Source organism: Pseudomonas syringae (genome assembly GCF_000737245.1).
GTDB lineage: Bacteria > Pseudomonadota > Gammaproteobacteria > Pseudomonadales > Pseudomonadaceae > Aquipseudomonas > Aquipseudomonas syringae_J.
Genome location: NZ_JPQU01000045.1, coordinates 1 through 23826, shown reverse-complemented (window position 1 = coordinate 23826; position 23826 = coordinate 1). Strand labels below are relative to the sequence as shown.

The 23826-nt window shown below is 59.3% G+C and carries 19 protein-coding genes; 7 read left to right on the top strand and 12 right to left on the bottom strand.

All coding sequences use genetic code 11. The features are described from left to right. Window positions 1-20: 20 nt before the first annotated feature. The 3 genes from IV01_RS09610 to pmbA all read right to left on the bottom strand — a co-directional run bounded on the left by IV01_RS09610 (window position 21) and on the right by pmbA (window position 3794). Window positions 21-1397, bottom strand: a complete 1377-nt coding sequence (locus tag IV01_RS09610) for a class II fumarate hydratase (protein WP_032629601.1) — start codon at window positions 1395-1397, stop codon at window positions 21-23. Next, a complete protein-coding gene (locus tag IV01_RS09615; RefSeq protein ID WP_032629598.1) occupies window positions 1390-1788 on the bottom strand; it encodes a hypothetical protein in 399 nt (132 codons plus the stop codon). The genes IV01_RS09610 and IV01_RS09615 overlap by 8 nt, the downstream gene beginning before the upstream one ends. Before the next feature lie 659 nt (window positions 1789-2447). Next, complete coding sequence (gene pmbA, locus IV01_RS09625; protein WP_032629595.1) at window positions 2448-3794, bottom strand: metalloprotease PmbA; 1347 nt, start codon at window positions 3792-3794, stop codon at window positions 2448-2450. Window positions 3795-3901: 107 nt separating this feature from the next. Between pmbA and yjgA the strand changes: the two genes are divergently transcribed. After that, window positions 3902-4423, top strand: coding sequence for a ribosome biogenesis factor YjgA (gene yjgA, locus IV01_RS09630; protein ID WP_032629592.1), 522 nt, complete (start codon window positions 3902-3904; stop codon window positions 4421-4423). A gap of 48 nt (window positions 4424-4471) precedes the next feature. Here the strand turns inward: yjgA and tldD are convergent, their stop codons facing one another. The 8 genes from tldD to mreB all read right to left on the bottom strand — a co-directional run bounded on the left by tldD (window position 4472) and on the right by mreB (window position 15992). Further along, window positions 4472-5911 (bottom strand): metalloprotease TldD, encoded by a 1440-nt coding sequence (gene tldD, locus IV01_RS09635; protein WP_032629591.1) that lies wholly within the window; start codon window positions 5909-5911, stop codon window positions 4472-4474. Between the two features lie 2 nt (window positions 5912-5913). After that, the gene (locus IV01_RS09640; RefSeq protein WP_032629590.1) at window positions 5914-6768 is read right to left on the bottom strand and encodes a carbon-nitrogen hydrolase family protein; all 855 of its coding nucleotides are present in this window, start codon (window positions 6766-6768) and stop codon (window positions 5914-5916) included. A 198-nt stretch (window positions 6769-6966) separates the two neighbouring features. Beyond that, window positions 6967-10785, bottom strand: coding sequence for a YhdP family protein (locus tag IV01_RS09645; RefSeq protein ID WP_032629588.1), 3819 nt, complete (start codon window positions 10783-10785; stop codon window positions 6967-6969). A 207-nt stretch (window positions 10786-10992) separates the two neighbouring features. Beyond that, window positions 10993-12450 carry a ribonuclease G gene (gene rng, locus IV01_RS09650; RefSeq protein WP_032629586.1) on the bottom strand — a complete coding sequence of 486 codons (1458 nt, stop codon included), beginning with the start codon at window positions 12448-12450 and terminating at the stop codon, window positions 10993-10995. After that, window positions 12447-13046 carry a Maf family protein gene (locus IV01_RS09655; protein WP_032629583.1) on the bottom strand — a complete coding sequence of 200 codons (600 nt, stop codon included), beginning with the start codon at window positions 13044-13046 and terminating at the stop codon, window positions 12447-12449. The genes rng and IV01_RS09655 overlap by 4 nt, the downstream gene beginning before the upstream one ends. Before the next feature lie 75 nt (window positions 13047-13121). Further along, window positions 13122-13613, bottom strand: a complete 492-nt coding sequence (mreD, locus tag IV01_RS09660) for a rod shape-determining protein MreD (protein ID WP_032629582.1) — start codon at window positions 13611-13613, stop codon at window positions 13122-13124. Next, complete coding sequence (mreC, locus tag IV01_RS09665) at window positions 13606-14709, bottom strand: rod shape-determining protein MreC (RefSeq protein ID WP_229636136.1); 1104 nt, start codon at window positions 14707-14709, stop codon at window positions 13606-13608. Before mreC ends, mreD begins: the two co-directional genes overlap by 8 nt. Before the next feature lie 245 nt (window positions 14710-14954). Next, entirely contained in the window at window positions 14955-15992 is a 1038-nt protein-coding gene (mreB, locus tag IV01_RS09670; RefSeq protein WP_020292894.1) for a rod shape-determining protein MreB, read from the bottom strand. A 208-nt stretch (window positions 15993-16200) separates the two neighbouring features. Between mreB and gatC the strand changes: the two genes are divergently transcribed. The 6 genes from gatC (at window position 16201) to IV01_RS09700 (ending at window position 22662) form a co-directional block, all read left to right on the top strand. Further along, a complete protein-coding gene (gene gatC / locus IV01_RS09675; protein ID WP_032629580.1) occupies window positions 16201-16488 on the top strand; it encodes an Asp-tRNA(Asn)/Glu-tRNA(Gln) amidotransferase subunit GatC in 288 nt (95 codons plus the stop codon). 15 nt (window positions 16489-16503) lie between these two features. Further along, entirely contained in the window at window positions 16504-17955 is a 1452-nt protein-coding gene (gatA, locus tag IV01_RS09680) for an Asp-tRNA(Asn)/Glu-tRNA(Gln) amidotransferase subunit GatA (protein ID WP_032629579.1), read from the top strand. Window positions 17956-17966: 11 nt separating this feature from the next. Next, window positions 17967-19412, top strand: coding sequence for an Asp-tRNA(Asn)/Glu-tRNA(Gln) amidotransferase subunit GatB (gene gatB / locus IV01_RS09685; RefSeq protein ID WP_032629578.1), 1446 nt, complete (start codon window positions 17967-17969; stop codon window positions 19410-19412). A 141-nt stretch (window positions 19413-19553) separates the two neighbouring features. After that, window positions 19554-19925: a septal ring lytic transglycosylase RlpA family protein gene (locus IV01_RS09690; RefSeq protein ID WP_032629576.1), complete on the top strand. Its 372-nt coding sequence runs from the start codon at window positions 19554-19556 to the stop codon at window positions 19923-19925. 44 nt (window positions 19926-19969) lie between these two features. Then, complete coding sequence (locus IV01_RS09695; RefSeq protein ID WP_032629575.1) at window positions 19970-21022, top strand: calcium/sodium antiporter; 1053 nt, start codon at window positions 19970-19972, stop codon at window positions 21020-21022. Window positions 21023-21177: 155 nt separating this feature from the next. Continuing rightward, window positions 21178-22662: a PhoPQ-activated pathogenicity-related family protein gene (locus tag IV01_RS09700; RefSeq protein ID WP_229636133.1), complete on the top strand. Its 1485-nt coding sequence runs from the start codon at window positions 21178-21180 to the stop codon at window positions 22660-22662. Here the strand turns inward: IV01_RS09700 and IV01_RS09705 are convergent. Continuing rightward, window positions 22659-23600 carry an AEC family transporter gene (locus tag IV01_RS09705; RefSeq protein ID WP_032629573.1) on the bottom strand — a complete coding sequence of 314 codons (942 nt, stop codon included), beginning with the start codon at window positions 23598-23600 and terminating at the stop codon, window positions 22659-22661. The two genes, IV01_RS09700 and IV01_RS09705, sit on opposite strands and share 4 nt — an antisense overlap. Window positions 23601-23826 lie beyond the last annotated feature (226 nt).

Genomic DNA, 23826 nt, shown 5'->3' with positions numbered 1-23826 from the left:
CTCAAGGGATGGGTGGCAGGTCAGATCCCGCCAGCGGTGAGTTTTTCCGGATCCAGCAACGCTTCCAGCTGGCTGCGTTGCAGGTCGGTGTGTTCAAGGGCGACATCAATGATCGGCCGGCCCTGTTTGTAAGCGGTCTTGGCGATTTCGGCGGCCTTCTGATAACCAATGATCGGGTTCAGCGCCGTCACCAGAATCGGGTTGCGCGACAGCGCTTCCTTGAGCTTGGCCTCGTTGACCTTGAAGCTGGCGATGGCCTTGTCGGCCAGCAAGCGGCTGGAGTTCGCCAGCAGCTCAATACTGCTCAGAAGGTTCTGGGCGATGATCGGCAGCATCACGTTCAGTTCGAAGTTGCCTGACTGACCGGCAACGGTAATTGCCGCATCATTGCCAATGACCTGTGCTGCCACCATGGCGGTGGCTTCCGGAATAACCGGATTGACCTTGCCCGGCATGATTGACGAACCCGGCTGTAATGCCTCCAGTTCGATTTCGCCCAGACCCGCCAACGGGCCTGAGTTCATCCAGCGCAGGTCATTGGCGATTTTCATCAGCGATACTGCCGTGCCCTTGAGTTGCCCGGAGACGGCGACCGCGGTGTCCTGAGATCCGATCAATGCAAACAGATCCTTGCCCGGCACAAACGCCACATTGCTCAAGCGGCTCAAATGACTACTGAACCGCTGGGCAAACTCTGGATGCGCGTTAATCCCGGTCCCAACCGCCGTACCACCCTGAGCCAAGGCCTGCAGGCTTGGTAGCAACCCTTGCAGATGTTCGATGTTGGCGCGAATCTGCTGGGCCCAGCCGTTGAGCACCTGGCTCATGCGCACAGGCATGGCGTCCATCAGGTGCGTGCGTCCGGTTTTGATGAACGGGTGCACTTCATCCGCTTTGCGCTCTATAACTTCCACCAGATGGGTCAGTGCCGGCAGCAGTTGCTCGTGCAATGCCAGCGCAGCGCTGACGTGAATCGTGGTCGGGATGATGTCGTTGCTGCTCTGCCCGCAGTTGACGTGATCGTTGGCGTTGACCTTATCGCCCAGCACACGGCTGGCCAGGGTTGCTATCACTTCGTTGGCATTCATATTGGTGCTGGTGCCAGAACCGGTCTGGAACACATCCACGGGAAAATGCGCCATGTAGTCGCCGCTCAACAATTCCTGGCAGGCACTGACGATGGCCTCGCTCTGCCCCGCGGAAATCTGCCCCAGCTCAAGGTTGGCGTGGGCGGCAGCAGCCTTGGCGAGCAGCAACGCACGGACGAACTGTGCGGGCATGCGCAGATTGCTGATGGGGAAGTTATTCACCGCACGCTGAGTCTGCGCGCCATACAGAGCCTCGGCCGGCACCTGTAGCTCGCCCATGCTGTCGCGTTCGATACGGGTATTACTCATCGGAGTTTCCTTGCACCAGTTCAGTGAGAGAGATCGAGGGTTGCAGCAAACAGGTCGCGAGTTGCCAAGTGCAGGCCTGCCAACGTTGCTGGTCAGCCGGGGAGTTGATCAACGCCTGCAATTCACGCAGCGGCCGCCACGCCTGATCAACGCACAGGGAGCGCCAGTGCCAGGGCAGCAGGGTGTCGCGGGCGGTATTCATGAGCAGTCGAAAGGAGGTTTCAGCGATCATGCGCTGGGGCGTTGCAGTAAACCGCGCCAAATAACGGCCTTCAGCCAGGTAGTGATCAATCAGCCGAGGCTCGTCAGGCTCAAGGGCGCAGCGAATTCTGAAACTCAGCGTTCGCCAGTTTTCCAGATGCGCAGGAAGCGGATGCAGAACAGGACCCATGACCACGGCTCATTTTGGATAATGATATTCATTATTAAATGATATTGAGAATCAAAACAACCGTAGAGGGTGAATGGTTTAGGAATGGAAGGAGAAATATGTTGGAGCATGTGATGACCCGTGGGAGTCGAGCTTGCTCGCGAAGAACGATGACGCGGTCTGCCTGATCCACCGAGTGATCCTTATCGCGGGCAAGCACCGCTCCCACAGAAAAATCTCGCTCATCTGTTGGAGCCGGGCTTGCCCGCGAAGCACGGTGACGCGGTCTGCCTGATCCACCGAGTGATCCTTATCGCGGGCAAGCACCGCTCCCACAGAAAAATCTCGCTCATCTGTTGGAGCCGGGCTTGCCCGCGAAGCACGGTGACGCGGTCTGCCTGATCCACCGAGTGATCCTTATCGCGGGCAAGCACCGCTCCCACAGAAAAATCTCGCTCATCTGTTGGAGCCGGGCTTGCCCGCGAAGAGCGGTGACGCGGTCTGCCTGATCCACCGAGTGATCCTTATCGCGGGCAAGCACCGCTCCCACAGAAAAATCTCGCTCATCTGTTGGAGCCGGGCTTGCCCGCGAAGAGCGGTGACGCGGTCTGCCTGATACAACGCATCGACTGATTCGCGGGCAAGCCTCGCTCCAACGGGCCGAGCCATTCGTGTGAAAATCAGCTACCGGCCACGGTCATGCGTTCGATCAGCACGGAACCCGTTCGGATGTTGCTGCGTAGTTCAAGATCGCTGCCAACGGCGACGATCTGCTTGAACATGTCGCGCATGTTGCCGGCAATAGTCACCTCCTGAACCGGGAACTGAATCTCGCCGTTCTCAACCCAGAAGCCAGCTGCGCCACGGGAATAGTCGCCAGTCACCATGTTCAGGCCGCTGCCCATCAACTCCGTCACCAGCAACCCGCGGCCCATACGGCGGATCAACGCTGCTTGATCTTCCGTGCCGTGGGTGACGAACAGATTATGAACACCACCTGCGTTGGCCGTGCTCGGCAGGCCGAGTTTGCGACCCGAATACGTGCTGAGGATGTAGGAAACCAATTCGCCATTCTCGACAAACGGCTTGGCGTAGGTCGCCAGACCATCACCATCGAACGCCGAACTGCCCATGGCGCGCATCAAGTGTGGACGTTCATCAAGCGTCAGCCACTCGGGGAACAGACGCTGGCCGATGCAGCCTTCCAGAAACGATGATTTGCGATACAGGTTGCCGCCGGAAATCGCCCCGAGAAAGCTGCCGAACAGACCACCGGCCAACTCAGCGGAAAACAACACCGGCACTTCACAGGTCGGCACCGGACGCGCACCCAGGCGGCTCGCAGCGCGCTCGGCGGCCTTGCGCCCAATGCTCAGCGGATCAGCCAACAGCTCGCCCTGGCGACTCACGTCATACCAGTAGTCACGCTGCATCTGGCCTTCGCCCTCAGCAATCATTACGCAGCTGAGGCTGTGGCGAGTCGAGGCATAGCCGCCGATGAAACCATGGCTATTGCCGTAAACCCGGCAGCCTTGGTGAGTATTGAGAGTGGTGCCATCGGCGTTCTTGATCCGTGCATCGGCATCGAAAGCCGCAGCTTCACAGATCAGGGCTTTTTCGATGGCTTGCTCGGGGGTGATATCCCAGGCGTGAAACAGGTCGAAGTCCTGCTGCTCCTTGGCCATCAACGCCGCATCAGCCAGACCGGAACTTTCGTCTTCGGAGGTGTGCTTGGCAATGGCCAAGGCCGCAGCAACGGTTTCGCGGATGGCATCGGCGCCACTGGCCGAGGTGCTGGCAGAGCCTTTGCGCTGACCGACATACAAGGTGATACCAAAACCCTGGTCGCGATTGAATTCGACGGTTTCCACTTCTCGCTGGCGAACCGAAGTCGACAGGCCCTGTTCCAGGGACACTGCCACTTCACAGGCACTTGCACCCTGACGCTTGGCTTCGGCGATGATTTGCTCGACCTGATCCTGCAGTGCGGGCAAGGCTTGTGGGCCGACGCTTTGTGATGCACTCATGACTTTCTCCATCAAATTCTGCTTTCGGCACTGGCCGAATACCGAGCGGGCCGGACAAGAGGCCCCCGACTGGTTATCATGGCGGCGTTTATTTGCGGACTGCCCCCATGGTTGATTCTTACGACGACTCCCTCGACGGGGAGAAAAGCAAAACCCAAGTCAAACGCGAGCTGCATGCTCTGGTTGACCTTGGCGAGCGCCTGACGACTCTCAAGCCCGACTTGCTGGCCAAGTTGCCCTTGACCGACGCCTTGCGTAAAGCACTGGCCGATGCGCCCAAGCACACTGCGAACATCGCACGCAAACGGCACATCATGTTCATTGGCAAGCTGATGCGCGATCAGGATCTGGACGCCATTCTGGTGCTTCTGGATCAACTCGATGCCTCCACTCGCCAATACAACGAACGTTTCCACGGTCTGGAGCGCTGGCGTGATCGCCTGATCGCGGGTGATGACGCGGTTCTCGAGTCGTTTGTTAACGACTATCCGGAAGCGGATCGTCAGCAACTGCGCTCATTGATCCGTCAGGCTCAACACGAGCTTGCGCAGAACAAAGCGCCCGCTTCGAGCCGAAAAATCTTCAAATACATTCGTGAGCTGGACGAGAAGCAACGCGGCTTGCGTTAAATCTCGATGGGGACCGGGCTGCAAACCAGCCCGCTCCCCCTCTCACCCTCAACCTCCCGTGCCGCCCACCGTGATCGCATCGATCTTCAGGGTCGGCTGGCCTACGCCTACCGGAACTGACTGACCATCCTTGCCGCAAGTGCCTACGCCGCTGTCCAGCGACAGGTCGTTACCGACCATCGACACCTTGCTCATGGCTTCCGGCCCATTACCGATCAGCGTCGCACCCTTGACCGGCGCAGTGATTTTGCCGTCTTCGATCAGATAGGCTTCGCTCGTGGAGAACACGAATTTGCCGCTGGTGATGTCTACCTGTCCACCGCCGAGATTGGCGCAGTAAATACCGCGTTTAACCGAAGCGATGATTTCCTCTGGATCGCTCTGGCCAGCCAGCATGTAGGTGTTGGTCATGCGCGGCATCGGCAAGTGAGCATAGGATTCACGACGACCATTGCCGGTACGGGCAACGCCCATCAGGCGTGCGTTGAGCTTGTCCTGCATATAGCCCTTGAGGACGCCGTTCTCGATCAGCGTAGTGCACTCGGTCGGCGTGCCTTCGTCATCGACGCTCAACGAGCCACGACGGCCAGCGAGGGTGCCGTCATCGACGATGGTGCACAGTTTGGACGCGACCATTTCACCCATGCGACCGCTGTAGGCCGAACTGCCCTTGCGATTGAAATCCCCTTCCAGACCATGGCCGACGGCTTCGTGCAACAGCACGCCCGACCAGCCGGAACCCAGCACCACCGGCAAGGTGCCAGCTGGCGCAGGAATCGCTTCGAGGTTGACCAATGCCTGACGCAACGCTTCACGGGCATAGCCCATGGCGCGATCGTCGCTCAGAAAATAGCGGTAATCGGTACGTGCACCGCCGCCATGCCCGCCACGCTCGCGACGGCCATTCTGTTCGACGATGACGCTGACGTTGAAGCGCACCAGCGGCCGTACATCCGCCGCCAGGCTGCCATCCGTGGAAGCGACCAGAATCCGCTCCCAAACCCCGGCCATGCTTACGGTGACTTGTTGAATACGCGAATCCAGCGCCCGCGTGGCAACGTCGACACGCTTGAGCAGTTCGACCTTCTCGGCGCGGGTCATGACTTCCAGCGGGTTATCCGGGGCGTAAAGCTGGGCCACGTCCTGAGTCGTGAAGGCCTGCACCGTACCATTCTGGCCGGCCCGAGAAATCGAACGAGCGGCGCGAGCAGCGGTGGTCAGCGCTTCGTGGGTGATCGCGTTGCTGTAGGCAAAGCCGGTTTTCTCACCGGACTGCGCCCGCACGCCGACACCCTGATCAAGGTTGAAGCTGCCTTCTTTGACGATGCCGTCTTCCAGCGACCAGGATTCGGAAATCTGCCCCTGGAAATACAGGTCGGCGGCATCGATGCCTGGACCCGCCAGCTCGCCCAGCACTGATTGCAAGCTGTCGAGATTCAAGCCGCCGGGTGCCAGAAGGTGTTCGCTGACAGAGGACAAGTCGCTCATATTCACTCCGAGGTCTGCGCAGGCCGCAGCAATGCGTCCTGCGAAAAAAATCGCCGGTGACTGGACACCGGCATCCGCGCCCGTATGGACGCCTGTTCTTCAATGTCGCGTTCGGCCAACAGCACCGCCTCACCCTGTGGCTGCTCGGCCAGGACTCGACCCCAAGGATCGATGATCGCGGCATGCCCGTATGTGTCCCGTGGCCCCGGATGAGTTCCGCCCTGCGCGGCCGCCAGCAGGTAGCATTGGGTTTCGATGGCCCGCGCCCGGATCAGAATGTCCCAGTGCGCCGCGCCGGTAACAGCCGTGAAGGCCGACGGCGCAGTAATCAATTCGGCGCCCGCTTCACGCAGCGCGCTATACAACTCAGGGAAGCGCAGGTCGTAGCACACGCTCAAACCCAGACGACCCACCGGCGTGTCGGCAACCACGACGTTACTGCCATGAGCATAGTCATCGGATTCGCGATAGCGGCCCCGGGCATCAGCCACATCGACATCGAACAGATGCAACTTGTCGTAACGTGCGACGCGCTCGCCGTGTTCATCAATCAGTAGCGAACAGGCGGTAACTTTTTCATCAGGCCGATCACTCGGCGGCAGCGGCAAAGTCCCGGCGACTATCCATAACTTGAGGTCGCGGGCGGCCAGTTTCAACCATGGCAGGATCGGGCCGTGCCCGTGGGCTTCTGCCCGACCGATATCAGCCACATCGCGTCGACCCATGGCAGCGAAGTTTTCCGGCAGCACGGCAAGCCGCGCACCGGAGGCCGCAGCCTGCTCCAGCAACTGCCGAGCCTGAGCCAGATTGCCTAGTACGTCGCTCTGGCTGACCATTTGGATCACGGCAAAAGACATGGCGCCCTCTTATTCAACAAATCGCAACGTTCTGAAAGGAATGCGCTTTCAGTAGGAGCGCGCTTGCCCGCGATAGCGTTGGTCCAGTGAAAAAATTATTGCTTGGCCGGACGCTATGGCGGGCAAGCGCGCTCCTACAGCTTCTCATGTTTGTTCCGTGACAGCCCGGCGATGGGTCTTACTCTACTCCACCGCAACCTACTGGGGCTTCTCGAACGGCTTGTCGAAAGTAATCTTGGGCTCTTTCCACGGACCTTCGACCTTGTACTGGACGCTGGCGAAACGCGCGACCCTGTCGCCCAGCAGCTTGTCGACCAGGAACAACGCACCGCCGATGGCCGGCGCACCGACGATCAACGCAGCGATTGGCAGGTTATTGGTTACCGGCAAGGTCACCAGCAACTTGGCATCGACGCGATCCTTCACCATGTCCAGCGTGCCATTGAGCTCAAGATTGCTCGACGGCCCGGTCAGGGTGATGGGCTTTCGGGTCACGTAGACACCATCGCTGGCGACCAGCAGGCCCTTGACGCGATCGTAGCTCAACCCTTTGCCCAGCAGATCAGAGAAGTCCAGACGCAGGCGTCGACCGATAGAGTTGAAATTCAGCAGACCAAAAACTCGCAACGCCTGCGCACCGCCCTCGACTTCAACGAACTGACCCTGACGCAAGGTCGCATCGAGGCTGCCTGAGAAACGCTTGAGCGCCACCCAGGCGGGCGAACCCGGCCAACGCCCGTCAGCGTTCAGTTCAAAATCTTCGCTGGTTACAGTAGGCGCAAAGCCCCAGCCTTTGAGGACATCCGCCAGATTCCTGCCATCCAGGCGACCTTTGTACCAACTGCTGGTCGCGCCGGGCGTGCCTTCCCACACCCCTTCGCCCTGCAACAACAGCCCTTTGAGGCCCATGCTGACGTCGGAAAAACGGATGCCGGTTGCCGTCGGCCGGGTTTTCAGAGACCAGGCTCCTACCAATTGATCACCCTGGAAAACCTGGGTGATCTTGATGTTCATCGCAGGCACTTTGCTGGGGTCAACATCGGCCAGTGGGTCAGGGGCGTTCTCGACGACTGCTGCGTTCGGATCAGAAGCCGGAAGCCGTACGTAAAGCAGATCGATGCCAATGGGGGCGGTTTTCGCGTCCGGCAGGGTCGCACTGCCTTTGATCAACTGGCTGTCCAGCGCCAGCGTCCAGGCCGTGGCACTGCGTTTGAGCTGGACATCGGCCTGATTCAGCGTGGTGCCCATGGCAGTCAGCTTGCCAATTTGCAGGTCGACGTTATTCACTACCTGCTTGGCGCTGGAGCCTGGATCGTCTCCGGCATACTTGGTCACCATGGCCTGCCACGGTGTGATATCCAGTTCGCTCAGCGATCCACGAACCCGCAACCCCTTAGCCTCCGGCACGATCGCCCCACCATCACCGAGGAACAACTCGCCACGGCCATCACCCAGCTTGCCGGGTGGCGAGGCGAAAGCCAGGTTGGCGAGACTGCCGTAGCTGAAGTTGTAACGCCGCTCAGGGCCTTGCAAGCTCATGCGGAACTCGCTGTCACGGGTATCGTCGGCCAATTTGCCAAACGGCGCGGGCAGATCGATGACGGTGCCTTTGAGACTGGAGTTGATCCGCAATTGGCTGTCGTTACCCAGCGTCAGCTGCAGTTGATACGGCAATTCGCCAGAGACCGGCAATGCCTGAGTCACACCCAGCCACTCGCTGAGTTTCGGCACCGCGATCTGGCCGTTCGCAACCACACGAGTGAGGTTGGCGCCCGGCTTGCCCTCGGCGGCAATTTCGGCCGTGATCGGACGGTCGAACGCTTGCGCGCGAACCCCTTTGCCGCTCAAGCCTTTGGCATTGTCGAAGCGGAAATCACCCTTGAGCTGAGTCAGTTCCAGTACCGGCTCACTGATCTTCAGGCGCGCCTTTTCGGTACTGAAGTCCACGGCGATCTTGGGCTCCTGGCCTTTGACCAGCGGGATATCCAGTTTCAGCTTGCCATTAAGCGGCCCCTCTCCTTGCCATCCGGCGAAGGTACTGGCGGTGCCGATAGGCGCTTCTTGCAGAATCTTGACGCCATCAGCCAACTGGCCGACGAAATCGCCGTCCACCAGCAAATGGCTGGGCTGCCCGGCGGCCGCGTGCGGGATGTTCACCCGCACGTTGCTGACATCGGTGTTGAGCAACTTGCCTTTGCTGGCTTTGATCCGCACACCGCTGTTTTCGACATAGACCTTGCCGTCAACGCCGGTCAACTGCGGCCAGCCCGGCTGGAAAGCCAGAGTCGCATCACGCACCTTGAAGAACAGACTGATGACCTGAGCGGTCTGCGGAGCGTTCTTGGTCAGCGAGCCCTGGTACTGAAAGAAGCCTTGATCGACCTTGCCGCCCACGATAGCTGTGCGCAGCCATTCATCCAGGGCCGGGCTGAGTACCGCTGGCAGGTATTTGCTGGTGTAGCTACCGTCGCCGTCGACCATGCCGACGCGCAGGTCCATGTAATCTTCCTGAGCGCGCTCATGATCCAGATGCAGGCGGATCAGGAAGTCAGCGGCAATCTTGCCTTCGTCCCCCAGCACCTTGATATACGGGGCGATCAGAGTGAAGGTTTCGCTGTCCAGCCGCCAGGTCAGGCGCGCGTTGGCTTTGGGGTAAGTCCAGGGATTATTGAAAATCGGGTACAGGTGCAGCATGAAGTTGTCAGACGCCAGGCGCAGTTCGCCCTGCCCCAGATCTCCACTGATCGCGCCGCTGACATTTCCGGCAGCCGGCGCGCCGTGGTATGCGTTGAAGCCGACGTTTTCAAGATTGGCAGCGAAACTCAGACGCTTGTCGCCTTCAGCCTGAGGACGAAGATCCAGCAATACGTTACGCAGTGCACCGGTAACCTTCAGGTTGTGGACCACCTCCATCAGCAAATCCGGCAGCGGAGCCATGGATTCAAGCAAGGGCGTAATGGGCGTGAGGTCCAGTCGATCGGCCTGCACATGCCATAACTCTTCACGCTCAGCCGTCGCGGCTGTCTGATTGAGCTGCACGCGGCTTTCCCAACGTTTGCTGCCCAAGTCCATGGCCAGCGAGTTCACGTTGACGTCAAAGCCTTCATCCGTGCGACGAAACCAGGCGTTCAGCGCAAGATTGTCGATTTTCGACGCTTTACGGGCGGCATAACCGGCTTTGATCTGTGGTGCATTAAGTCGGGCGACCGCGGTTTGCAGCGTGCCCTTACCCCAGGTCAGCCAGAATTCACCACCGGCCTTGAGGGTAGAAACGCTCACCTGACGGGTGAGGGTTTTCGGTAACCAGTGGGCCCAGTCACTTTGCGGCAGGCTGAGGTACACTTCGGCCTCGCCCTCTTTCCAGGCTTTAGCTTCAACTCGCGAGCGCACATTCAGGGCCAGCGGTTGCCCATCCGGCAGGGTCAAGCGCGCATCCAGACGCTGACGGCTGGAGCCAGTGGCCAGGCTGAGATTGACGTAGGTGAGAGTCAGCGGAGTCTGCCCGAACGGCTGCAGGGTAACCTGGCTGTTGGACAGGGATAGTCGGGAAACCATCTGCATCTGATTGAGCAACTGCTCAGGATCAAGCGGTTTGTCATCGCTGACCGGCAGGCCTTGCAATGCCCAATGGCCGGCCTGATCTTCCTTCACGCTCAGCTGCAGACCTTCGACCTGCACATGAGAAAGGCGCAGATCCCAGGCCAGCAGGCTGGCCCAGATATCTGGTTCAGCGCGCACCTCATCCAGACGGACGGAATGGGCCCCTTCGCCGAGCATCACATCATTTGCAATGAACACCGGAGAAAACCCGCGCCAGCTGCCTTGCAGACTGCCAATACCCAGAGGCATGGCCAAGGCTTCCTGTGCCTTGCTCTGCACCTCGACGCGATAACCGGCGATCAACGGCGTCAGCTCACGACCCACGCTGACGTACAACGCAGCCAGGACCACAACCAGCGCGCAGAGGCTCAGACTCCAACGCGTCAACGTTCCAAAAAAACCTGTCAGGCGGCTCATGTCAGAGCCCTCGCGAACCGCAGTACGCTACCGACGACTTGCGTGAAATGGCCCGACTCAATAGTGCAGGTGCTGTCAGGGGTTTGCTCATTGCTCACGCATATTTCTCGTTATAACGGCTTCCTTGCCGCTGGCCCTGGGGCACCGTTATCAGTTCATTTGGCAAACGCGGCTCTTCAGGACAGAGCAAGTCAGAGCACTACCACCTCAGAGCAGCACCACGTCGTATTGTTCCTGGGAATACATGGTTTCTACCTGAAAGCGGATCGTGCGGCCAATAAAGCTTTCCAGCTCCGCCACATTGCCGGACTCCTCGTCGAGCAGCCGGTCCACAACTCTCTGGTTAGCCAATACACGGTAGCCCACCGCCTGATAGGCACGGGCTTCGCGCAGGATTTCGCGAAAAATCTCGTAACAGACCGTTTCCGGGGTTTTCAACTTGCCGCGACCCTGGCAAGCGTGACAAGGCTCGCAAAGCACCTGCTCAAGACTCTCACGGGTCCGCTTGCGGGTCATTTGCACCAAACCCAGCTCAGTGATGCCGATGATGTTGGTCTTGGCGTGGTCGCGCTCCAGCTGCTTCTCCAGGGTGCGTAAGACCTGGCGCTGATGCTCACCGTCTTCCATGTCGATGAAGTCGATAATGATGATGCCGCCCAGATTGCGCAGACGCAGTTGCCGGGCAATAGCCGTTGCCGCTTCCAGGTTGGTCTTGAAGATGGTTTCTTCAAGGTTGCGATGGCCGACGAACGCCCCGGTATTGACGTCGATGGTGCTCATCGCTTCAGCCGGATCGATCACCAGATAGCCACCAGACTTGAGCGGCACCTTGCGCTCCAGTGCCTTCTGGATTTCATCTTCAACACCGTACAGGTCGAAAATCGGCCGCTCACCTGGGTAATGCTCAAGGCGATCAGCGATTTCCGGCATCAGCTCGGCGACGAATTGCGTGGTTCTCTGGAAGGTTTCCCGGGAATCGATGCGAATTTTTTCGATACGCGGGCTGACCAGATCACGCAGAGTGCGCAGTGCCAGACCGAGATCTTCATAAATCACATTGGGCGGACTGACGGTCTTGATCTGCTCACCAATCTGATCCCAGAGGCGGCGCAGATAACGGATGTCCATGAGTATTTCATCTGCACCGGCACCTTCGGCCGCGGTGCGCAGGATGAACCCGCCCGCTTCCTTGATGCCTTCCAGCGCGACGCAATCGGTGACAACTTTCTTCAGACGTTCGCGCTCGGCCTCATCTTCGATCTTCAGCGAGATCCCCACGTGTGCAGTCCTGGGCATGTACACCAGATACCGCGAAGGGATCGACAACTGCGTGGTCAGCCGTGCGCCTTTGCTGCCGATAGGGTCCTTGGTGACCTGCACCACCAGGCTCTGGCCTTCGTGGACCAGCGAAGCGATGCTTTCCACCGCAGGGCCTTCACGCATGGAGATTTCCGATGCATGAATGAATGCGGCACGGTCCAGCCCGATGTCGATAAACGCCGCCTGCATGCCAGGCAAAACCCGAACGACCTTGCCTTTATAAATATTGCCGACGATACCCCGACGCTGGGTGCGCTCCACATGCACTTCTTGCAGAACACCGTTTTCGACCACTGCCACACGCGACTCCATCGGTGTGATGTTGATCAGAATCTCTTCACTCATGGCTTGTCACCTTCCAGGCATTGCCAACAGGGTATGCCGAAATGGCCGAGCAGTTCTGCGGTTTCGCACAGCGGCAGGCCGACCACCGCTGAATAGCTGCCTTGCAGACTCTCGACAAAAATAGCCGCCAGGCCTTGCACAGCATAACTGCCTGCTTTGTCCCGAGGCTCGCCACTCGCCCAGTAGGCTTTGAGTTCGGCAGGGGAAATCCGGCGAAAGCGAACGCGACTGCTGACCACGCGGGTTTCGCAACCCTGTGGCCCCAGCAGCGCAATAGCGGTCAATACCTCGTGCTCCCGTCCGGACAACGCCGTGAGCATTGCCAAGGCGTCGGCTTCATCGACCGGTTTGCCGAGGATTCGTCCATCCAGCACTACGGCGGTGTCGGCCCCCAGTACGCAACCTTGATCATCACCCAACGTCGCCCGCCCAGCCTCGGCCTTGCCACAGGCAAGCCGCTCAACATACGCCGAAGCAGATTCATTGGATAAGGGGGTTTCGTCGATCTCGGCGCTGAGCACCTTGAAAGGCACGCCGATCTGAGTCAGTAGTTCCCGGCGGCGCGGCGAACCTGAAGCCAGAAAGAGCTGGGGCATGGGGACATCTCCGTGTCGATGATCGTGACGTCGAGAGGCGCGAAGCGTTTCACACCGCTCGACATTCACGCTGCGTCAATTGATTTTCAAACGCTTGCTCAACCCTCGCATGCCATAGCTGACCCATGGCCACAACAGCGCGCTGACCAGCGCTGGCAACACCAGCGCAAGGGTCGGCTGGCGATTGCCGGTCAAGGCACTGAGCCACAGCTGCGCCAGTTGGGCGAGGCCGAAAATCACTAACAGAATCAGACACTGCTGCCACATGGGAAACATGCGCAAGCGTTGTTGTAGAGACATCACCAGGAACGTAATCAGGCACAGGGTCAACGCGTTCTGCCCAAGCAATGTGCCGTACAGCACGTCTTCCATCAGGCCGAGCAACCACGCGGTAACCATGCCCACCTTATGGGGCAGGTACAGCGCCCAGAACGTGACCAGGAGCGCCAGCCACAGCGGGCGGAAGATCTCCATGAATTGCGGCAAAGGCGAAACGCTCAGCAACAGGCCGATTGCAAAAGTGAACCAGACGACCCACCCGTTACGTCCCGGGGCGTGACTAACCATCGATTCTCTCCCGAGGGGCGGCAGGCGCAGTGGCCGGTGGCTGGGTTGCGGCTGGCTTGACGGGCGGCTTGCTGGCTGGCTTCACCACCGGTTTGGGCGCAGGTGTGGCTGGCGTACGACTCGCTGGCGCAGCGGGTGCAGTGGCAGGAGCAGTAACGGCAGGAGCCGCAGCAGAACCATGGCTGGCCGGAGCAGAATGCGTGGCGGCCGGAGTGGCTGCATTGGCGGCTGGAGTGGCCGCAGGATTAGCCGCCCTCTCGGACTCCTGAGCCTGAGCAGCTTCCGCTGCGCGCTCCTCAGGTGAGCGGCCATCAGAGAACACCAGCAGCAGGTAACGGCTACGGTTCAATGCTGCCGTGGGCACCGCGCGCACGATAGCGAACGGCTGACCGGAGTCATGAACAACCTCCTTCACCGTCGCCACCGGATAACCGGCAGGGAAACGCTGACCCAGGCCGGAGCTGACCAGCAGGTCGCCTTCCTTGATGTCGGCGGTGTCCGCTACATGACGCAGCTCAAGGCGCTCCGGGTTGCCAGTGCCGCTGGCAATCGCCCGCAGGCCGTTACGATTGACCTGCACTGGAATGCTGTGGGTCGTATCAGTGAGCAACAACACCCGCGAGGTGTAAGGCATCAGTTCGACCACCTGGCCCATCAGGCCACGGGCATCGAGCACCGGTTGACCCAGGACAACGCCATCGCGCTCGCCCTTATTGATAATGATCCGATGGGTAAACGGATTCGGGTCCATGCCGATCAATTCGGCGACTTCGACCTTTTCATTGACCAGCGCTGAAGAGTTGAGCAACTCGCGCAGCCGAACGTTCTGCTCGGTCAGGGCGGCGAGCTTTTGCAGGCGCCCTTGCAGGAGCAAGGCTTCAGTCTTGAGTTTTTCGTTTTCGGCGATCAGCTCGGTACGACTGCCGAACTGACTGGCAACACCCTGATACAAGCGCTGCGGCAGATCGACGATCCAGTACGACTGCATCAGGACCAGTGACATCTGGCTACGCACCGGCTTGAGCACGGTAAACCGCGCATCAACCACCATCAGCGCTACCGACAACACGACCAGCACCAACAGGCGCACGCCCAGCGATGGGCCTTTTGCGAAAAGCGGTTTAATAGGCCGCTCCTCCGGGGCAAGATTTCAATCGGCTGTTGTTATTCATACGACATCAAACCGGCCTGGACAGATAGAGAAAGTAACGCCGGATTCTGGCGTCAGCATAGGACCTGTCGGCGTTCAGCGGCGCTGAAACATCGACAACCCCTAACGCATACAGGTAGCCAAAGCGCTACCTGTAGACGAACGACTGCATGAAGAGTGCTCGCAGCGAATTACTCGCTGGAGAGCAGGTCCATGGTGTGCTTATCCATCATTTCCAGCGCACGGCCACCGCCACGCGCTACACAGGTCAGCGGGTCTTCGGCAACGATCACCGGCAAACCTGTTTCCTGAGCCAGCAATTTGTCGAGGTCGCGCAGCAAGGCGCCACCACCGGTCAATACCAGACCACGCTCGGCGATATCCGAAGCCAGCTCTGGCGGCGATTGCTCAAGGGCGCTTTTCACCGCCTGAACGATGGTCGCCAGGGACTCTTGCAGCGCTTCAAGCACTTCGTTGGAGTTCAGTGTGAAAGCACGTGGAACACCTTCAGCCAGATTCCGGCCACGCACGTCAACTTCACGCACTTCACCACCCGGGTAGGCAGTACCGATTTCCTGCTTGATGCGCTCGGCAGTGGACTCGCCGATCAGGCTGCCGTAGTTGCGACGTACGTAAGTGATGATGGCTTCGTCGAAGCGGTCGCCGCCTACACGTACGGATTCAGCGTAAACCACGCCGTTAAGCGAGATCAGGGCGATTTCAGTAGTACCACCACCGATGTCCACAACCATCGAGCCGCGTGCCTCTTCAACCGGCAGGCCAGCGCCGATGGCCGCAGCCATTGGCTCTTCGATCAGGAACACTTCACGGGCACCGGCACCGAGGGCCGATTCGCGAATGGCGCGACGCTCTACCTGAGTGGATTTGCAAGGCACGCAGATCAGCACGCGAGGGCTAGGCTGCAGGAAGCTGTTTTCGTGAACCTTGTTGATGAAGTACTGCAGCATCTTTTCGCACACGCTGAAATCGGCAATAACGCCGTCTTTCATCGGGCGAATCGCAGCGATGTTGCCCGGAGTACGGCCGAGCATGCGCTTGGCTTCCATCCCGACAGCGACGACGCTCTTCTGGTTTCCGTGGGTCCGAATGGCCACAACTGATGGTTCATTCAGAACGATACCGCGCTCACGCACGTAGATAAGGGTGTTGGCAGTGCCCAGGTCGATAGACAGATCGCTGGAAAACATGCCACGCAGTTTCTTGAACATGGGAAAGGGACCCTAGGGAACGCGTGGGTAAAAAAGTGCGGCAAACTCTAACAACGACAGGGATTTTGGGCAAGGAGCCAATATGTTAAATTAGCGGTTTTTCCGAGCATGACCCTAGACGTTCGCGGCCTTATGACCGTAGAAATGCGATAGTGTTCCTCAATCTAACACACGGATACCCTCCGTATGCATTCCACTGGAGAACCCCATGGCGCTTGATCGCTCCGACGTGGAAAAGATCGCTCATCTGGCCCGACTTGGCCTGAATGACGCCGATATCCCGCGTACTACCGAAGCACTTAATAGCATTCTCGGGCTGGTTGACCAGATGCAAGCGGTCGATACCACCGGTATTGAACCCCTCGCTCACCCCCTTGAAGCGTCCCAACGGCTGCGCGAAGACGTGGTAACCGAGCGTAATCGCCGGGAAACTTATCAAGCCATCGCACCAGCGGTCCAAGACGGCCTTTATCTGGTTCCAAAAGTCATCGACTAAGGGAATGTGCCTTCAATGCATCAAATGACTCTGGCCGAGATCGCTCGCGGGCTCGCCGATAAAAAGTTTTCTTCCGAAGAATTGACCCGTGTCCTGCTTACGCGCATCGCGCAGCTCGACCCGCAGCTCAACAGCTTCATCACCGTGACCGAGGACCTGGCGATCACCCAGGCGCAAGCTGCTGACGCCCGTCGCGCTGCCGGTGAGAACAATCCCCTGCTGGGCGCTCCACTGGCCCACAAGGATCTGTTCTGCACCCAGGGTATCCGCACCAGCTGTGCTTCGAAGATGCTCGACAACTTCAAGGCGCCCTATGACGCCACCGTGGTCGCCAAACTCGCCGCTGCTGGCACCGTCACGCTGGGCAAGACCAACATGGACGAATTCGCCATGGGCTCGGCCAACGAATCCAGCCATTACGGCGCGGTGAAAAACCCGTGGAATGTTGAGCACGTGCCAGGCGGCTCCTCCGGTGGTTCGGCCGCTGCTGTCGCGGCGCGCCTGCTGCCTGCCGCGACCGGCACCGATACCGGCGGCTCGATTCGCCAGCCAGCCGCACTGACCAACCTCACCGGCCTGAAGCCGACCTACGGTCGTGTTTCGCGCTGGGGCATGATCGCCTATGCGTCGAGCCTCGATCAGGCAGGCCCGCTAGCCCGCACAGCTGAAGACTGCGCCCTGCTGCTGCAAGGCATGGCCGGTTTCGACCCGCAGGATTCCACCAGCATCGACGAACCGGTGCCTGATTACAGCGCCAGCCTGAACGCATCACTGCAGGGCCTGCGCATCGGTATTCCGAAAGAATACTTCAGCGCCGGTCTGGATCCGCGTATTGCTGATCTGGTGCAGCAAAGCGTCAAGGAGCTGGAAAAGCTCGGCGCCGTGGTCAAGGAAATCAGCCTGCCGAACCTGCAACACGGCATCCCGGCTTATTACGTGATCGCCCCGGCTGAAGCCTCGTCGAACCTGTCGCGCTTTGACGGCGTGCGTTTCGGCTACCGCTGCGAAGACCCGAAAGACCTGACCGATCTGTACAAACGCTCTCGTGCCGAAGGTTTCGGGCCGGAAGTTCAGCGCCGGATCATGGTCGGTGCCTACGCGCTGTCCGCTGGCTATTACGACGCTTACTACCTGCAGGCGCAGAAAATCCGGCGCCTGATCAAGAACGACTTCATGACTGCCTTCGCCGAAGTGGACGTAATCCTCGGCCCGACCACGCCTAACCCGGCCTGGAAAATCGGCACCAAGACCAACGACCCGATTGCCGAATACCTGGAAGACTTCTACACCATCACCGCCAACCTCGCGGGCTTGCCGGGCTTGTCCATGCCAGCCGGTTTCGTCGAAGGGCTGCCGGTGGGCGTGCAATTGCTCGCCCCGTATTTCCAGGAAGGCCGCTTGCTGAACGTTGCTCACCAGTATCAGCAAGTCACCGATTGGCATCTGCGCGCGCCTAGCGGCTTCTAAGGAGAAAACACATGCAATGGGAAGTTGTCATCGGGCTGGAGATTCACACCCAGCTTTCGACCCAATCGAAGATTTTCTCCGGTAGCTCCATCGCTTTCGGCGCCGAACCCAACACCCAGGCCAGCCTGGTTGACCTGGGCATGCCGGGTGTTCTGCCGGTGCTCAATAAAGAAGCCGTGCGCATGGCCGTGAAGTTCGGTCTGGCGGTAGACGCCGAGATCGGTCAACACAACGTGTTCGCCCGCAAGAACTACTTCTACCCGGATCTGCCCAAGGGTTATCAGATCAGTCAGATGGAATTGCCGATTGTCGGCAAGGGCCACCTGGATATCACCCTTGAAGACGGCACGGTCAAGCGCGTCGGCATCACCCGAGCGCACCTTGAAGAAGACGCTGGCAAAAGCCTGCACGAAGACTTCAGCGGCATGACCGGCATAGACCTGAACCGCGCTGGCACACCGCTGCTGGAAATCGTTTCCGAGCCGGACATGCGTTCGGCCAAGGAAGCAGTGGCTTATGTCAAAGCCATGCATGCACTGGTTCGTTACCTGGGCATCTGTGACGGCAACATGGCCGAGGGTTCCCTGCGTTGCGACTGTAACGTTTCGATCCGCCCGAAAGGCCAGGTCGAGTTCGGTACCCGCTGCGAGATCAAGAACGTCAACTCGTTCCGCTTCATCGAGAAGGCGATCAACAGCGAGATCCAGCGTCAGATCGACCTGATAGAAGACGGCGGCAAGGTCATCCAGCAAACGCGTCTTTACGATCCGAACAAAGACGAAACCCGCGCCATGCGCAGCAAAGAGGAAGCCAACGACTACCGTTACTTCCCCGATCCAGACTTGCTGCCGGTGGTCATCGAAGACTCGTTCATCGAAGAAACCCGCGCCACTCTGCCGGAATTGCCGCCGCAGAAACGTGAGCGTTTCCAGAGCCAGTTCGGTCTCTCGGCCTATGACGCCAGCGTGCTGGCTTCCAGCCGCGAGCAGGCTGACTACTTCGAGAAGGTCGTGAGCATCAGCGGTGACGCCAAGCTGGCCGCGAACTGGGTCATGGTCGAACTGGGCAGCCTGCTGAACAAGCAAGGCCTGGAAATCGAACAATCGCCAGTCAGCGCCGAGCAACTGGGCGGCATGCTGCAACGCATCACCGACAACACTATTTCCGGCAAGATCGCCAAGATGGTGTTCGAAGCCATGGCCAATGGTGAAGGCAGCGCTGACGAAGTCATCGACAAGCGCGGCCTGAAGCAAGTCACCGACAGCGGCGCTATCGAGTCGATGCTCGACGAAATGCTCGCGGGCAACGCCGAACAGGTCGAACAATATCGCGCGGCTGACGAAGCCAAGCGCGGCAAGATGTTCGGTTTCTTCGTCGGCCAGGCGATGAAAGCTTCCAAAGGCAAGGCTAATCCGCAGCAGGTGAATGAGCTGTTGAAGAAGAAGCTGGAGGGTTGATTTCGTCAGGCGACAACCACCTGTAGGAGCGAGCTTGCTCGCGATAGGGTCGGGCCAGTCGGTAAATTTATCGGCTGATATACCCGATCGCGAGCAAGCTCGCTCCTACATACTTGCAACTACACCCAAGGATCGCACTCCATGCTGCGCTTTCTCGCTGCCTCTGCCCTGCTCTCCCTGCTCGCCGGCTGCGCCACAGGGGTCATTGATCCTCGTGGTTACGATGAAACCGGCACTGCTTCGTATTACGGCTCTCAACACCATGGCAACCGCACGGCCAGCGGCGAGCGCTTTGATCAGCACGGACTTACCGCCGCTCACCGGCGGCTGCCTTTTGGCACCCAGGTGCGGGTGACCAACCTGAACAACGACAAAACCGTTATCGTGCGCATCAATGACCGCGGCCCCCACACTCGCGGACGACTGATAGACGTCTCCCGTGAAGCGGCCGAGCAATTAGGCATGCTGCGCAGCGGCACTGCGCCCGTGCGTGTACAAAGTCTGGTCGACTAAGGACGCCCCGAATTCTCGAACTCTCCTCCCTGCCTCTACCCAACCTGCTGCAGTGGGCCGCTGGCCTGGTGTTGCTGCTGATCGGCGCGCAACTGTCGGTTCGTGCGGCCGTGAGCCTGGCGACCACGCTGGGTATCCGCCCGCTGTTCATCGGTCTGACTTTCGTCGCACTGGGCAGCAGCGCGCCTCAAATGGCCGTGGGCCTGCAAGCGGCATTCACCTCCAGCGCCGACATCACCGTGGGCAGCGTCGTAGGCGGCAATATCTTCAATGTGCTCGTGACGCTGGGCCTGTGTGCGCTGATTATTCCCCTGCGCGTCACCCGCCAGCTCGTGCGCCTGGAAATCCCGCTAATGATCGCCGCCAGCGCGCTGGTGTTCGTGCTTTCAGCCAATGGGGTTCTGACCGCTCTTGATGGGGCCATCCTGCTGACCGGTTTGCTGATCTACCTGGTGCTTCTGCTGCGTCAGTCCGGGCAGGGCTTTGCCTACCGTCCATCCAGACGCCGCGAGGGCTCAAATAACACCGGGCCATTGCTGTTGCGTCTGTGCGCCTTGGTCGCTGGTATCGCGTTCGTGGTGATGGGCAGTCACCTGCTGGTGGCTGCATCGGTGGTAATTGCCGTGGACTTGGGCTTGTCCGAGCGGGTTATCGGCTTGACGGTGATCGCGGTCAGCACGTCCCTGCCAGGCCTCACCACGTCGCTGGTGGCCGCGCTGCGTGGCGAGCGGGACATTGCCGTTGGCAACGTGATTGGCAGCAACCTGTTCAATCTGCTCGGCGTACTGGGCCTCACCGCGTTGATTGCGCCCGAACCACTCTCCGTTTCGCCCAACGCCCTGGAATTCGACCTGCCGGTGATGCTCGGCGTTGCGGCGCTTTGCCTGCCTGTATTCTATTCCGGCTACCGGCTCACTCGCCTGGAAGGCTTGATGCTGCTGGCGTTGTATCTGGCTTACGGCCTGCACATCGTGTCATTTACCACCGGCATGCCTCTGGCAGACAAACTCGAACGTTTGATGGTGCATTACGTACTGCCTGTCCTGGCAGCCGTGGTGGCGTTCAATACGATCAGAGCGTGGCGGCGTCAGCATTGACGCTAGAGAAGCCACCTCACACTTCACTATCTGATTTGCCCTACAGAACCATCAGAACAGACCTACTGCAGAAACCTGCTTCCTGAACAAGACTGATCGGCTTCAGCGCAACACAGCCTCAGCGCTGCCCGACCACACTTTCAGGAAGGTAAACCGTGCCCCTCATCCGATATCTGGCGACGTCTTCGAAAACCCTCGTGCTCACCTTTCTGACGGTCGGCAGCATGCTCGCTCAAGCCTCGGTGGCTGTACCGACCCCGGATAAGGGCATCACGGATTTCAGCGAGGTCCTGACAGCCTATAAAAACGCTCAGGCCTCCGAGCATCTCAATTACCGGGCAACCGGTGTCGAGTCACTGCCTGATGTCGAAAAACGCACCTTCGAACTGCGCTCGCAACACTGGTCACCTCTGGCCTTGGTGGAACCGGGCGAATGGGTTCACGAAGTGGCCATCTATATTCCACAGGGTGCGCTGCCCGGTCAGGCATTGCTGGTGGCCAACAATGGCACCAACTACCCAAGACCTCGCAAAGAAGCAGAACCCGCCACTGACTTCACTGAAACCATGGCTCTGTCGATTGCGAAGCGAACTCGCACCATCGTCATCACAACCAGCAACGTGCCGAATCAATACCTGGGCTACAACGATGACGGATTTGCGCGTCGCGAAGATGACAGCGTCGCGCATAGCTGGAAGCTGTTCCTGAAAAATCCCGAGCAGCGCCCAACGATGTCTCTGCACATCCCCATGATGCAATCAATGATCCGCACCATGGACCTCGCTCAGCGCGAGCTGAAGCTGTGGAAGGTCGACAGCTTCATCGCCACCGGAGCATCCAAACGCGGTTGGGCCAGTTGGCTGGCAGCGCTGACTGATGAGCGAATAACGGCCATCGTACCTTTTGTGATCGACATCCTCGGGATGGACAAAGTGCTGGAACACACCTGGCAGACTTACGGGAAAAGCTGGCCCGTGGCATTCGGTGCCTATCAGCAGGAAGGCATCACCCAGCAGATCAAGACCGCCAACTTCGGCAAACTCATACAGATCGAGGACCCGTTGCGCTATCTGGACAGCGCCTACGCTCACCGTCTTGCCATCCCCAAATACATCGTCAATGCCAGCGGCGATGACTTCTTCGTACCGGACAACGCACGGTTCTTCTTCAACCAACTGCCGGGGGCCAAAGCCCTGCGGGTCGCGCCCAACTCCAGCCATTACGGCATCCGTCAATACGTGGAAAATGCGCTGGTACCGTTCATCAACCGCTTGCGTCAAAGCCGTCCAATGCCATCAATTAGCATGCAGAGCGATACGGACCGAGCCCAGCAACGTTACGCAGTGGCATTTTCAGAAGCGCCCACCAAGGTGGTGCAATGGACGGCCATCAACCCTCTGGCCCGGGACTTTCGCTATGCCTGTGGCGTTCGTTACCAGCCGCAAGAACTGGACAGCGGCACAGACAGACTCGTGATCACCCTGAAAAAACCCGTTCAGGGCTGGACGGCCAGCTTTGTCGAAGCCACGTTCAGCGATGGCATGGTGGTCACCACACCGGTACACATCCTGCCGCAGCGCTACCCGGCGCAGCGGCCACCGGAAATCGAGCCAGCGTGCAAGACCATCGTCGACGCCTAAATCCAACCGCCCCACTGCAGGATGAAAATACCGATATTGGTGGTGACTGCCGCTGCCAATGTCGTGATGACGATAATTGCCGCCGCAAGCTGGTGATTGCCATTAGCCGCACGGGCCATGACATAGCTGGAGGCAGCCGTCGGGCTGGCGAAGTACAGGAACAGAATCCCCAACTCGGCGCCACGAAACCCACACAACCAGGCAGCCAAGGTGCAGAGCACCGGCAAGGTGACCATTTTCATCACACTGGCACTGATCGCCACCTGGCCGCTCTGGCGCAACGAATTCAGAGAAAGCGTTCCGCCGATGCAGATCAAAGCCAGGGGCAAAGTCATTTGCGCCAGGTAACTGCCTGAAGTCTCGAACCAGTGAGGCAAAGGAATCTTGAAGTAGGCAAAGGGCGTCGCGAGGATGATGCTGATGATCAGCGGATTGCCCAGCACGCTTTTGAACAGACTCCACGGGTCCGACTTGATTACCGGGCTGTAAACCGCGAGCACTATGGTCGACAGCGCGTTATAGAACAGGATCACCAGCGCGGCGAGGATGGCCCCCAGGGAAATCCCGTAGTCACCGTACATACTGGCTGCCAGCGCCAGACCGATCACGCCATTGTTACCGCGAAACGCCCCCTGAACGAAAATCCCGCGGTCTACCAGCGGCACCCGCCAGATCGCCCAGAGCCAGGCAAATGCGAAACCTGCCAGGGTGATCACGGAGAAGAAGATCAGCAGCGATGGCTGCAATGCGGCCCGCAGATCAGCGTGGATGATGCCCAGAAACAGCAGCGCGGGCATGGTCACGTTAAACACCAGACTCGACGCGGTCATGATGAAGCCGTCATCAATCCAGTTGATCCGCTTGAGCAGCACGCCCAGGAACAACATGGCAAAGACCGGCGCGGTGATGGCCAGGGTTTGGTAGAAAATTTCCAGCATGCGGTAAACCCTGCCCCGTCGTTAGGTGGCTAATGATAAGCCAGCGTAGACGATCGCGGGACAGGCAATTTGGTCGCTAGGCCCGGGTCGGCGCAATCCTTTGTGGGAGATTCTATGTTTGCCCGCAAGTGGCTGCGACGACGTGGGACCGGCTTTAGCCGGGAAGGCGGCATTTCAGACGATAAAGATCGGGTGGATGTACTGGCCTCTTCCCGGCTAAAGCCGG

Bases quoted from the DNA above. Each gene is read 5' to 3' on its own strand.
- pmbA (WP_032629595.1), bottom strand. From the start codon at position 3,794: ATGAGTGCATCACAAAGCGTCGGCCCACAAGCCTTGCCCGCACTGCAG.
- mreB (WP_020292894.1), bottom strand. From the start codon at position 15,992: ATGTTCAAGAAACTGCGTGGCATGTTTTCCAGCGATCTGTCTATCGAC.
- tldD (WP_032629591.1), bottom strand. From the start codon at position 5,911: ATGAGCGACTTGTCCTCTGTCAGCGAACACCTTCTGGCACCCGGCGGC.
- IV01_RS09640 (WP_032629590.1), bottom strand. From the start codon at position 6,768: ATGTCTTTTGCCGTGATCCAAATGGTCAGCCAGAGCGACGTACTAGGC.
- IV01_RS09610 (WP_032629601.1), bottom strand. From the start codon at position 1,397: ATGAGTAATACCCGTATCGAACGCGACAGCATGGGCGAGCTACAGGTG.
- IV01_RS09690 (WP_032629576.1), top strand. From the start codon at position 19,554: ATGCTGCGCTTTCTCGCTGCCTCTGCCCTGCTCTCCCTGCTCGCCGGC.
- IV01_RS09655 (WP_032629583.1), bottom strand. From the start codon at position 13,046: ATGCCCCAGCTCTTTCTGGCTTCAGGTTCGCCGCGCCGCCGGGAACTA.
- gatA (WP_032629579.1), top strand. From the start codon at position 16,504: ATGCATCAAATGACTCTGGCCGAGATCGCTCGCGGGCTCGCCGATAAA.
- IV01_RS09645 (WP_032629588.1), bottom strand. From the start codon at position 10,785: ATGAGCCGCCTGACAGGTTTTTTTGGAACGTTGACGCGTTGGAGTCTG.
- mreD (WP_032629582.1), bottom strand. From the start codon at position 13,613: ATGGTTAGTCACGCCCCGGGACGTAACGGGTGGGTCGTCTGGTTCACT.
- gatC (WP_032629580.1), top strand. From the start codon at position 16,201: ATGGCGCTTGATCGCTCCGACGTGGAAAAGATCGCTCATCTGGCCCGA.
- IV01_RS09705 (WP_032629573.1), bottom strand. From the start codon at position 23,600: ATGCTGGAAATTTTCTACCAAACCCTGGCCATCACCGCGCCGGTCTTT.
- gatB (WP_032629578.1), top strand. From the start codon at position 17,967: ATGCAATGGGAAGTTGTCATCGGGCTGGAGATTCACACCCAGCTTTCG.
- rng (WP_032629586.1), bottom strand. From the start codon at position 12,450: ATGAGTGAAGAGATTCTGATCAACATCACACCGATGGAGTCGCGTGTG.
- IV01_RS09615 (WP_032629598.1), bottom strand. From the start codon at position 1,788: ATGGGTCCTGTTCTGCATCCGCTTCCTGCGCATCTGGAAAACTGGCGA.
- yjgA (WP_032629592.1), top strand. From the start codon at position 3,902: ATGGTTGATTCTTACGACGACTCCCTCGACGGGGAGAAAAGCAAAACC.